Origin of the sequence: Terrirhizobium terrae (genome assembly GCF_030323265.1) — a bacterium.
Taxonomy (GTDB): domain Bacteria; phylum Pseudomonadota; class Alphaproteobacteria; order Rhizobiales; family Rhizobiaceae; genus Neorhizobium.
Map to the genome: position 1 here is coordinate 165,342 of NZ_CP104991.1, position 11,735 is coordinate 177,076.

The window sequence follows — 11,735 nt, forward strand, 5'->3', positions numbered from 1 at the left end:
CATCCCACCTGATACAGGAGTTCCCATGACCTTCTCCATCGTCGCGCGCTGCGATGAGACCGGCCAGTTCGGTGTGGCGATTTCGTCTTCTTCTCCGGCTGTTGCCGCCCGCTGCGCCTGGGCGCAGGCCCGTATCGGCGCAGTGACCACGCAGAATGTCACTAATCCCGCGCTTGGTCCCAAAATGCTGGAGGAGCTCGCAAAGGGTGCCCACGCGGCGGATGCAGTTGCAGCAGCCCGTCAGAGCGATGATTTTCCGGACCATCGCCAATTGCTGGCAATCGATACCGAGGGCAATACAGCCATTCATTCAGGCCCCAAGGCGCTTGGAATCTGGAGCTCTGCGACCGGTCACCAGTGCGTTGCCGCCGGCAATCTGCTGGCCAATGACGGCGTGCCGCAAGCAATGATCGACACGTTCGAGAAAACACCCGGATCTCTCGGAGACCGCCTCGTCGCGGCACTGAAGGCGGGCACCGATGCCGGCGGCGAAGCTGGCCCTGTTCGTTCGGCAGGTCTGCTGATCGTCGACAAGCAGAGCTGGCCCTATGCCGAATTGCGGATCGACTGGCTCGATGAAGGGTGCCCGATCGCGGCGGTTGCACGCGCATGGGAAGTCTACAAGCCTCAGGCCGCAGATTACGTGACACGCGCCCTCAATCCGCTATCTGCGCCGTCATATGGGGTGCCGGGCGACGAATGACCCGCAATGCGGCCTGAACGGCAAGAGCAAACGCGCGGTATCGTCTTGACCTTCCCCCGATCCTGCCCCGGGATACGAGGATCGAAAGGTCGGCTCTGTCGCCCAGAACCATCACAGTCGTATGTTAAAGGCATTTTATGGAAACCATCCCCACCCGTGCCCGTCAGCAAACATTAGGCGCGAGCGGCATCACCGTTTCGTCGATTGCATGGGGCATGTGGCGCCTGGCATCCGGCAATCCTTCCCTGAGCGACGTCCATAAACTCGTTTCATCCGTTCTGGATGCCGGGATAAACTTCCTCGATACGGCAGATCTCTATGGATTTTCCGCTCCCGGTGGTTTCGGGAGCGCCGAGGCGCTGCTGGGGGATGCTATCGCCGCCGATCCGTCCCTGCGAAATCGCATGGTGCTTGCCACCAAGGCCGGCATCCGCCCGGGTGTGCCTTATGACCAGAGCCGTTCCTATCTGGCGGAAGCCCTCGAGGCCTCTTTGCGTCGATTAAAAGTCGATACGATCGACCTGTGGCAGATCCACCGGCCGGATGTGCTCGCACATCCGCAGGAGGCCGCCAGGTGCCTGCAGGATGCCATCGCCAAGGGGAAGGTCAGGGCGCTTGGCGTGTCCAATTTTTCCATACATCAGGTTCAGGCGCTCCAGCATTTTCTCGGGCATCCGCTCGTTTCAACGCAGCCGGAGATCAGCCCGTTGCGCATCGACTGCTTCGAGAACGGCGAACTCGATCAGGCCATGATGATGGGGCTTACACCTCTGGCGTGGTCGCCCCTGGGGGCGGCAGGCTTCTTGATCCGCGCGACGACAAAGATAAAAATGTTGCCGCAGAACTGGATAGGGTCGCAGAACGCGCGGGCGTCACACGCGATATCGCATCGTATAGCTGGCTGATGTCCCATCCTTCCGGGATCATTCCGATCATTGGCTCGCAAAATCCCGAAAGAATTGCTGCTGCGCTTGCCGCTTTCGATGTCCGGTGGACCCGAAGCGAATGGTACGCTGTTTTTACATCCGCCCGCGGCAAAAAGCTTCCTTGACCTCAGGATGGGTGAGCAAGCTAGCGGGTGACAGGTCAATCGACTCCCGCGACCGGTCATGCCATGTCACCGGAGAAAATGGGCTGATTTGGCGAACGTCTTAAAGGCGACTGATTTCCACAAGACGCCACGCAGCTCGTTACCCGATGGCTGGCCAACAAGGCTGTGCTCCCGCGGTTCGCAAAATGCGTAGAAATCTGCAACCCAACAACCGTGCATCCGCGTGAGGCGGTGGCGTGCGCTATGGTCTTGAAGGAATGTGATCCCTCAACCCACTCATAGAAACCTCGATTATCGGCACTTCCAGATCGAAAACGCGAAAATTTCTTGCAAAAGGCGATTTCTCGGTCGAGCTTTCCGAGACAAAGTTGTGGGAAGATACGACATTTGAGGGGTTGCGCTTGCAATGGATTCTGAGCGCCTTCCTCGTGAGGACAGCACGCTCGGAGCCTATGGGCGCGCTCTGGCAAATGCTACAAGGAACCTTCTCAGCAGCAGCGCATTGTCGCTACGTCACGAGGGCCGCGCCCCCGTCCCCCTGCGTATAGAGAGTCTGGACCCCACCCCGAACTCCCAGGCCCTCGTGACCATTCCCGATGATGGCAATGGACCGACGAGAATTTCATTGAAAAGCCTCCGCACCCTGTCGCGACTGAAACAGGTCAGGAAAACAGGGCAACGACTCTGTACGTTATGTAGGAGATCAGCGCCGCCGCTGGCATGGTGACGATCCAGGCGATGACGATGTTGCCTGCCAGCCCCCAGCGCACCGCCGACATCCGACGGGCGGCACCCACGCCGATAATGGCACCGGTGATCGTGTGCGTCGTCGACACCGGTATACCGAGCCAGGTCGCGCCGAACAGGGTCAGAGCCCCACCGGTCTCCGCACAAAAACCCTGCATCGGGTTGAGCCGGGTGATCTTCGATCCCATCGTGTGGACGATGCGCCAGCCGCCGAAGAGCGTGCCGAGCGCCATCGCCGACTGGCAGGTGATCACCACCCAGAACGGCACGTAGAACTCGGAGCCGAGATAGCCCTGGCTGAACAGCAGCACGGCGATGATGCCCATCGTCTTCTGCGCATCATTACCGCCATGGCCGAGGGAATACAGCGAGGCCGAGATGAACTGCATGATGCGGAATGTCCGGTCGACAGCGAAGGGCGTCTGGCGCACGAAGATCCAGGAGACGGCAAGCACCAGCACCAGCGCCAGGAAGAAGCCGATTGCAGGTGACATGAAGATCGCCCCCGCCGTCTTCAGGAAACCGCTCCACACGATCGAGGAAACACCGACCTTGGCAAGACCTGCACCGATCAGCCCGCCGACCAGCGCATGCGATGAGCTGGACGGAATGCCGAAGACCCAAGTGACGATGTTCCAGACGATTGCGCCCATCAGCGCGGCAAAGATCACCGCAGGCGAAACGATGCCGGGATCGATGATGCCGGTTCCGAGCGTTTCGGCCACATGCAGGCCGAAGAAGAGGAAGGCGATGAAGTTGAAGAATGCCGCCCAGGCCACCGCATATTGCGGCCGCAGCACACGCGTCGAGACGATTGTCGCGATCGAGTTGGCGGCGTCGTGCAATCCGTTGAGGAAGTCGAAGAACAGCGCGATGCCGATCAGGCCGGCAAGAAGCGGAAAAGCGAGCGTCGCGTCCATCAGACGTTCTCGATCACGATGCCGCTGATCTCGTTGGCGACGTCCTCGAACCGGTCGACGACCTTTTCAAGTTCGCTATAGATCTCGCTGCCGATCATATAGGCCATCGCGTTGCCGGCTGCGCCATGGCGGATGAAGAGATCCTTGAGACCCTGGTCGTGCAGGTCGTCGGAACGGCCCTCGACGCGGGTGACTTCCTCGGCGATGGCGCTGAGCCGCTGCGCATTTGCACCGACCTTGTCGAGTAGTGGAATGGCCGCGGCGACCAGGTGCGCGGCGCGCACGACCTCCTCGCCCATCTGCCGCATCAGTGGATCGAAGCTGGTTTGTTCGAACAGACGGATGGTCTTGACCGTCTTGTGCATCATATCGATCGCGTCATCCATCGACTGAATCAGGTCCTTGATGTCGCCACGATCGAACGGAGTGATGAAGCTGCGTCTGACCGCGAGAAGCACATCGCGGGTGATATTGTCAGCGCGGTCCTCCAGTCTCACGATTCGTTCGCAGTTGTTCTGGACATCCACGCCATTGAGAAGATCGCGCAGGGCCTCGGCGGCTTCCACCACCGTCTTCGAGTGCTCGCAAAACATGTCGAAGAACTTGTCCTCACGCGGCATCAATTTTCGGAAAATACTCATCATAGGCTAGCTCCCTACGTGATTTTTGCGTGCGGCAGCGCTGTCATAAAACTGTCATAAACACAGGCTGGCCATTGTAGCAACGGCGAAAATAACCGATTGATATTACATGAAGGCCATAAGAAAGGACCGCAGGCGGTCAGTTGCAAAAGACAAGACGTTGCTCCAGCAGCTTGCCGCGATGCCCGACAGGTTGTTCAGCGGAGAGTTCCGGACACAATATGGCGCTCTCTGTTACCGATGGACTGATGACGGGCGAGATCTGCAAGTCCTTCTGATTACATCGCGAGGCACCGGACGTTGGATCATCCCGAAGGGTTGGCCGATGAAGAAGAAGAAGCCGTACGAAGCCGCCGCGATTGAAGCTTGGGAGGAAGCTGGGGTACGCGGCCGTGCGAAGAAGGCGCCGGTTGGACGCTATACCTACATAAAGTGGCTTGACGACGGGAATGTCGCTCCGTGTGTCGTTGAGGTGTTTCAGGTCGAGGTCTCAGCGACTGCTACCGAGTTCAAGGAACGCGGCCAGCGGACTCTGGCTTGGCTCTCTCCTGAAGAGGCGGCGCGGCGAGTACGCGAAGTCGAGCTCAAGTCGATGCTGATCGATTTCAGACCCAAGAAGAGGCTTTAGGCGAGCGACGATTGAGTTGGTTGAAGCAAAGTATCTGCTACGGTCTTGAGCGGATCAGAACCGTCGCCCCATAATTTGATAGTCTCTTTTTCGCGGAACAGATTTCAGCTCTATACGTGCCATCCAATACAAATACCCTCGTCACTCAATCAATTTTCCCAAAAGCGAAATATCTTGATAATATGGAAAATCCAGATATTCTGGATATCCATTTCGGAGATAGTCTATGCGCCATTACACGACGGGTGACCTCAACAAGCAGGTCGGAGATGTCACAGATGCGGCCAGCCGTGAGCCGGTAGTTCTCACCAAACACAGGAAGCCACGCTTCGTGTTGATGAGCTATGAGCATTATGAACGGTTGCGCACCGGTGGCGACCCCCGCAAGCCTCATCGGGCCGCGGACATGCCCGATGAGCATGTAGAGCTGTTTGGTGCGGAAATCGATCGGTTGGCGCGTGGTGACGGGTACGGCGATGAGCCGTGAGTTCCTTCCCGGTCAGATAATCAGCTATCCATATCTATGGAGTTGGCAGGATGAGCGTGGTGAGACTGAAGGACGCAAGTCGCGCCCGACCTGCGTCGTCGTTGCGGTTCGTAGTGCCAAGGACGGCCTTACCCACCTGGCTCTTCTCGCAGTGACAACGCATCCTCCGAGGACCGACCGCGCCGCCCTGGAAATCCCTGATACGGAGGCACGTCGAGCCGGCCTGAGCGATCTGAAGCGCTGTTGGGTGATGGTCGATGAATACAATTACGATGTGGCTGAGCGTTCTTGGTACATTGAGCCAGACGAGAAGACGCTCGGTCGTTTCAGCAAGGCGTTCATGATGAAGATTGCGGCCGCCTTTGGCGAAGCTTCTAGAAATTCAGGCCGCCGGATAAACAGAATGGATTGAATCGCTAGATTCGATTTTCGCGGGTTCACTACCCACCACCATTCCGGCTAGTGTTGGAGCAGCCACGCCCACCGATGACGGTTTTGCTCTTGAAAGGAATCGAACCTCTGCCCCCGTGAATTTTCTAGGGAGCTGTTACTTCGCTAAAATGAACTATCCTGGCCAAACCTAGCGTGCCTCAGCCTCGCGCAGCGACAGGAAAACCACCACAGCAAGGATGCCGATCGCGGTTGCGACTGCGATCAGAACAGTCCCGTGCGCATCGACGAAAGACGTCCTCGCGGCATTGGCGATCTGCATGCCAAGATCCCCAGTAGCGCTCTTTGCGGCAGTCATCGCCTCCCCGATCGAGTTGGCCGAAGCCTCCGGAGCACCCGGCGGTGTAATGAACGAGCTCCGATAGATCGAGTTCACCAGAACCCCGAAGATAGTCACTCCGAGACCGCCGCCCAGTTCGTATCCGGTGCTTTCGATCGCACCCGCTGCGCCCGCCTTCTCTTCCGGAGCGCTGCCCATGATGGCAATCGACGACGCCAGCAGCCCCACGCCAAGCTGCAAAGCCCAGGATCGCAGAAGGGTTGGCACCAGAACGCCCGGATCCTTGAGGTCGAACATGGCAAGCGCAGCAAGCGCCGCGGCAGCCACGACGAACGAGCCGGACGCAACTAACCTCAGGACAAACCATGTCGCCAACTTGCCACCGATCGGACCACCGACTGCTGCTGCAATGACGAGTGGCAACATGAACAGACCAGCCTCCAACGGCGATTTTCCGAGGACGAACTGAAGCTCCTGCGCCAGCACCAGCTCGAACCCTGCCAAGGACCCACTAGCCACAAATGCCATCATGAAGCCGACGGCAATCGCAGGCTTGCGAAGCAGCTCGAGATCCAGCATCGGATGCTCCGACGCGTTCTGGATCCTTGCGAACCATAGGAGCAGCAGCGCTCCCAAGAGGAGTGGGCTGATGGCGCCGATGTCTAGACCGGACTTGAACACGGTTTTGATGCCGTAGACAGTGAGCATCAGTCCCGCGATGACGATGACAGCTTGGCCCGGCTTCCACACCGCTGCAGGATTTCCGGAACGTTCCGGCACCAAAAACCAGACGATGGGAATGACGAGCGTCATCACCGGGATGTTCACGAGGAAAACCGAACCCCACCAGAAGTGTTCGAGCAGCAATCCTCCGGCCAGCGGGCCGATGGCGGCACCAGCCATGCCGACGACACTCCAGATGCCGAGAGCCGTCGCACGCTCCGCATCATCGGCGAACGCCTGACGGATCACCGCCAGCACTCATGGCATGATCATGGCCGATCCCACGCCAAGGGCCGCGCGTGCGGCGATCAGCGCGCTGACGGACGGCGAGTAGGCGGCAGCAAGGGACGCGATGGAAAATATGCCGAGGCCCAGCAGCAGAATCCGGCGCTATCCGATCTTGTCTGCGAGCGTGCCCATCGGAACGAGCAGACCCGCCATCACCAGCGGATAGATGTCGATGATCCACAGAACCTCGGTTCCTGACGCACCGAGCGCCAGGGTCAGCGAGGGAACTGCAATGTGCAGGATTGTCATATCCACGACGACAGGCGGGAACGCCAGCATGGCCGCCACGAGGATCAGCCAGGGATTACGGGACGTCGCTCGCCTTCACGCTTGGCGTGGTGCCGCTGGCAATCGCGACCGGGCCGAGCGCTGCCAGCCAGAACGCCATCGGCACTGCGGTGCTCGGCGGCATGATCTCGGCGACGGTCCTAGCAGTGTTCTTCGTCCCGGCCTTCTTCGTCTTCGTGCTCAAGCTGCTGCGCACGAAGCGTCCGGTCGAGGACGACGCCGCTTAAGTCCGCACAGCCCGCCCATCCTTGACCGGATGGGCGGAAGCCCGACACCCCGTTCTCTGTTTCAGGAAATACCCATGCGCCTCGAACCGCGTAAACGAGCCATCGTTGCAGTCCTCTCCCTCACAATGCTCTCCGGCTGCGTTGTTGGCCCCGACTACCAGACCCCCGGATCAGTCTTGCCAGCATCCTGGTCATCCCGCCAAGGGAAAGAGGCGGAGAAGCCAGCCCAACTGAGCCATTGGTGGCGCAACCTGAACGATCCGCTCCTAAATTCCTATGTGGATCGGGCGATGGGGGCGAACCTCAGGGTTCAGGCGGCGATGGCAAGGGTGACGGAAGCCCGCGCGCAGCTCCGCCAGGATGAAGGGGGCCTGCTGCCCACGCTTGGGAGTTCCTCCTCGGTCCAGCGATCCAAGGTGGCGGAGCAAAGTGCTGCTGTCGGTGACAATCCGGCAACGCAGTGGCGCAGCGGCTTCGATGCCGGATGGGAGATCGATCTGTTCGGCGGCAGGCGCAGATCAGTAGAGGCGGCCCGCTACGGCCTCGATGCATCGCAGGAGGATCTGCGCAACACGATGCTCGTGCTGATCGGCGATGTGGCGTCGAACTACGTCCAGGTCAGAGGTTCGCAGGCGCAGCTCGCCCTCGCGCGCCGAACGGGAAGATCCCAGCGAGACACCGCGGCGTTGACGAGAGCGAAGGCGGACGCGGGCACCGCGACCGTTGCGGAAGTCGCACGATCGGAGGCATTGGCAGCAAGCACCGAAGCGCAGATCCCCGCCATCGAGATCAACAGGTCTGCTGCCATCCATCGTCTCGGCGTGCTGCTCGGCTTGCCGCCAGCGTCACTGGCGCTTGAACTCGAGAAAAGTAGACCGATCCCGCGCCCGAAGCTGCCGATGCCCGTCGGGATCCCGGCGGATTCCATACTTGCACGACCCGATGTGCGCATGGCCGAACGGCAACTCGCCCAGTCGACGGCAAGGATCGGAGTTGCGGAGGCCGCGCGGTATCCATCCCTCAGTCTCACGGGCAACATCGCGTCCCAGGCGCTCTCGCTCGGCGATCTCGCAGAGAAGTCGACGATGTCGTGGGCGATAGGACCGGCACTCACGATCCCTCTCTTCCGAGGCGGACAGCTTAAGACGGCTGTCGAGGTCTCTCGTGCCCGGCGGGATGCGTCTGCTGCTGCCTACCAGACGGCGGTGCTCACGGCGATGGAGGATGTCGAGAATGCGATCGTTTCCCTGAACCAGAACCGCATCCGTGGCGCCAAGCTGACCCAGGCGGTCTCGTCCTACTGGACCGCGTATCAGGCATCGCGCGTCCAGTACGAGAGCGGCACGCTGGACTATCTCAACCTGCTGGATACGCAGAGAGCTCAGTACGATGCCGAAGCATCACTGATCGACAGCCAGATTGCGCTGACGAAGGCTTACATATCCCTCAACAAGGCGTTGGGCGGCGGCTGGTCGGGTCAACGCGCAGGCGTAAAGGTGGCGAGTAACGAGGCGTCGCCTGCTACAATAGAGGCGTCACGATAGCCGGTTGTTGATGCGTTCAGGCCTTGGCCGGACCATCTGCCCGGCGACACTCTGCCGTGACGTGTAGAATGGAGCAAAAGCGCCGGCCACGTTTAGCTCTTGAACCATGTTTTTTCGGCATTGGTAGCGACGTCGTCCAACGTCGCATCTAATTGCTCGAGCCATCGCCGAAGGAGCTAAAGCGTCATGCTCGCTATCCTGGAAGCACTCGGTTCGCAATGCCACGTTACACGGGCATGAGTAGGCAAGAGATATTTTTCCAGCCTCCGCATCTACTAAAATGCTTATCGAAAACGGTCGGTACAAAAATCGGCATTATGCTCACAATTTGCATGCTGTTGACTTATTGATACGTAGCAGTAGTTTACTGATACGTATCAATAAAGGACTGAGATGCGCGGGCGGAGAATTACCCAAAGGGAAGTTGCAGAGCTTGCAGGCGTTGCCCAAGCAACAGTGTCGCTCGTTCTGAACGGTGGGCGAGACAAGGTATCTGTCGACACTGCCGAACGGGTGGAGAAAGCAATCACAGAGCTTGGCTATCAGCCAAATCGCTTCGCTCAGGCCCTTCGCACACAGCGCAGCCATGTGATCGCCTGTGTCGTGCCTGATCTCGCCAATCCGTTCTATCCTTCGCTCGTCGTTGCCGTGCAGCGTGTGGTTCGCGCTGCGGGATATGAAGTCATAACCATCGACACCGAAGGAAAATTGAGTAACGAGAGGCAGGTCGTCGCCGCGGCAAAGCAAGGCCGGTTCGATGGAATTGTTGGTGTATTCTTCAATCTCGGCGCGAAGGAGCTTGCTCCGCTTGGAAAGTCGGGAGTTCCGGTTGTTCGGATCGAAGTCAGTCGCAAGGCTGGCGGTTCGCTGCCAATTGATGATCTGTTCATAGACAATGAAGCGGCGGCGCGGGCGCTAACAGAACACCTGTTGCACATCGGTCATCGCGCAGTGGCGATGATCGCAGCACCCGGTGGCCCGCAACAGGTCCGGCTGAGAGGCTATTTGAGCGCGATGGCCACCATCGACGCGGCTCCGATCGTGCTGGAGGCCCCTCATTTCACGGTCGAAGGAGGCCGCAAGGCGGCCGACAACCTGATTGCAAGCGGCAAAACCGTGACCGCGATCGTTGCCGCCAATGACCTTATGGCGATCGGCGTGATGCAGAGCCTGATCTCACACGGCCTATCGATACCCAGGGATATTTCCGTGGCCGGCTTCGACGACATCCTCGCCTCCGCGCTCGTGACGCCAGCCTTGACGACAGTGGCCCAGTTCCAGGACCAGATCGGAGCGCGGGCCGCAGAACGACTGCTGGCGCGCCTGGCCGACGGGAAGACGGACCCGGGCCGCGCCGAGGAGATGCCATACGAGCTCATCATCCGGGCTTCGGTGGCGTCGCCGCCGCATAGGCAGGAACAACATCATTCGACTAGGGAGAGAAGTCTATGACCAAGAACCGGCTTTTGATCGCCACCGTCCTGCTCGTTGGCACGGCTCAGGCGGCAGTGTCTCAGGAACGCGTATCCTGGTGGTATGAGCAAGCAACGCCCGATCAGCAAAAACTCATCCAGCAGAACATCATCGAGCCATATAACAAGGCCAATCCGGATTATGCATTGAGCGTCGATTACCGCGGCAGCGAGTTGGACAAGCAGTTGCGCGTCGCCATGCTGTCCGGCAACGGCCCCGATGTCGTCTATACTGCGGGGCCGAGCTATGTTGCGCCGATGGCCCAGTCCGGCCAGTTAATGGCGCTCGACGACTATGCGGCGAAATACAAGTGGCAGGACCGCATCCTCCCGGTCTTCCTGAAGATGGGAGAATATGACGGCAAGCTCTACGCCCTGCCGAAGACCTACGAGACCGTCGGCCTGTTCTACAACAAGACGCTGTTCGAAAAAACGGCTGGCAGGCACCGAAGACGCTCGACGAACTCGAAAAGGTCGCCGACGCGATGCTGGCGGCCGGGGTCACGCCGTTTGCGGCCGGCAATGCCGATTGGCGCGGTGCCAACGAATGGTTCGTGACCCTGGCGCTCAATTCGGTCGCAGGCCCCGAAAACCTCAACAAGGCACTCCGCGGCGAGATGCCCTGGACGGCCGAACCCTTCGTGCAGGCGATCGATCGTCTGAATGGCTGGTGGCAGAAGGGCTATTTCGGCAAGAACTATTTCTCGCTGACCAGCAGCGAACAGGCGGCAGACATGATGGCATCTGGCCGGGCCGGCATGATGCCGACCGGCACATGGCAATTTCAGAATGTGGCCACCTATGGCAAGAAGGCAGGTTCCGAAGCGGGCTTCGTCGGCTTCCCGAGCGCCAGCGGCGATCCGGTCTTCCCGCTCGGTGTCGGCTCGACCTTCTCGATCGCCACACGCGCCAAAAATGCGGACGGCGCGGCTTCCGTCATCAACTACGTCTTCTCGCCGGAAATCTACGGCTCGATGAACTCGGCCTGGCAGGGTGAATGGAACGTGCCGCTCAAGGACATTTCCAACGTCAAGATGACGAGCGAGGTGGCACCGCTCTTCACGGAGACCATGCAGACATTGTCGGCCGCCGTGAACGAGGGCAACTATGGCTACACGACCTGGACCTTCCTGCCGCCGGCGACGGACAGCTACGTGATCAACGGCATTGAGGAGGTCTGGCTGAAGAAGGCCACGACGCAGGATTTCCTCACCAAGCTTGACGCTTCCTTCCAGAAGGAAATGAAGGCCGGAAAGGCGCCCGCCGTCCCGGCCCGCTAACCTCGA

At 59.7% G+C, this 11,735-nt stretch carries 8 protein-coding genes and 4 pseudogenes; 9 read left to right on the forward strand and 3 right to left on the reverse strand.

What is annotated here, in order from left to right; translation table 11 throughout:
• Nucleotides 1–25 precede the first annotated feature (25 nt).
• On the forward strand, nucleotides 26–703 hold the full coding sequence (locus N7E02_RS04555) for a DUF1028 domain-containing protein (protein ID WP_286578886.1): 678 nt from the start codon (nucleotides 26–28) through the stop codon (nucleotides 701–703).
• Between the two features lie 215 nt (nucleotides 704–918).
• A pseudogene (locus tag N7E02_RS04560) lies at nucleotides 919–1,652 on the forward strand (aldo/keto reductase); the annotation flags it as partial.
• A gap of 764 nt (nucleotides 1,653–2,416) precedes the next feature.
• Here the strand turns inward: N7E02_RS04560 and N7E02_RS04565 are convergent.
• A complete protein-coding gene (locus N7E02_RS04565) occupies nucleotides 2,417–3,421 on the reverse strand; it encodes an inorganic phosphate transporter (protein WP_286578887.1) in 1,005 nt (334 codons plus the stop codon).
• On the reverse strand, nucleotides 3,421–4,065 hold the full coding sequence (locus tag N7E02_RS04570; protein ID WP_286578888.1) for a DUF47 domain-containing protein: 645 nt from the start codon (nucleotides 4,063–4,065) through the stop codon (nucleotides 3,421–3,423). The genes N7E02_RS04565 and N7E02_RS04570 overlap by 1 nt, the downstream gene beginning before the upstream one ends.
• Before the next feature lie 106 nt (nucleotides 4,066–4,171).
• Between N7E02_RS04570 and N7E02_RS04575 the strand changes: the two genes are divergently transcribed.
• The 3 genes from N7E02_RS04575 (at nucleotide 4,172) to N7E02_RS04585 (ending at nucleotide 5,589) form a co-directional block, all read left to right on the forward strand.
• A complete protein-coding gene (locus tag N7E02_RS04575; RefSeq protein WP_286578889.1) occupies nucleotides 4,172–4,690 on the forward strand; it encodes an NUDIX hydrolase in 519 nt (172 codons plus the stop codon).
• Between the two features lie 226 nt (nucleotides 4,691–4,916).
• Nucleotides 4,917–5,177 carry a type II toxin-antitoxin system Phd/YefM family antitoxin gene (locus tag N7E02_RS04580; RefSeq protein WP_286578890.1) on the forward strand — a complete coding sequence of 87 codons (261 nt, stop codon included), beginning with the start codon at nucleotides 4,917–4,919 and terminating at the stop codon, nucleotides 5,175–5,177.
• On the forward strand, nucleotides 5,167–5,589 hold the full coding sequence (locus N7E02_RS04585) for a hypothetical protein (RefSeq protein WP_286578891.1): 423 nt from the start codon (nucleotides 5,167–5,169) through the stop codon (nucleotides 5,587–5,589). The genes N7E02_RS04580 and N7E02_RS04585 overlap by 11 nt, the downstream gene beginning before the upstream one ends.
• A 168-nt stretch (nucleotides 5,590–5,757) precedes the next feature.
• On the opposite strand, the pseudogene N7E02_RS04590 reads toward N7E02_RS04585, so the two are convergent.
• A pseudogene (locus N7E02_RS04590) lies at nucleotides 5,758–7,197 on the reverse strand (MFS transporter).
• A 32-nt stretch (nucleotides 7,198–7,229) separates the two neighbouring features.
• Between N7E02_RS04590 and N7E02_RS04595 the strand changes: the two are divergent.
• From N7E02_RS04595 to N7E02_RS29455, 4 genes and pseudogenes are all read left to right on the forward strand, one after another.
• Nucleotides 7,230–7,433 (forward strand): annotated as a pseudogene (locus N7E02_RS04595) (efflux RND transporter permease subunit); the annotation flags it as partial.
• A gap of 74 nt (nucleotides 7,434–7,507) precedes the next feature.
• Nucleotides 7,508–8,977 (forward strand): efflux transporter outer membrane subunit, encoded by a 1,470-nt coding sequence (locus N7E02_RS04600; RefSeq protein ID WP_286578892.1) that lies wholly within the window; start codon nucleotides 7,508–7,510, stop codon nucleotides 8,975–8,977.
• Between the two features lie 456 nt (nucleotides 8,978–9,433).
• Nucleotides 9,434–10,429 carry a LacI family DNA-binding transcriptional regulator gene (locus N7E02_RS04605; RefSeq protein WP_286578893.1) on the forward strand — a complete coding sequence of 332 codons (996 nt, stop codon included), beginning with the start codon at nucleotides 9,434–9,436 and terminating at the stop codon, nucleotides 10,427–10,429.
• A pseudogene (locus N7E02_RS29455) lies at nucleotides 10,426–11,729 on the forward strand (ABC transporter substrate-binding protein). The gene N7E02_RS04605 and the pseudogene N7E02_RS29455 overlap by 4 nt, the downstream one beginning before the upstream one ends.
• Nucleotides 11,730–11,735: the final 6 nt, after the last annotated feature.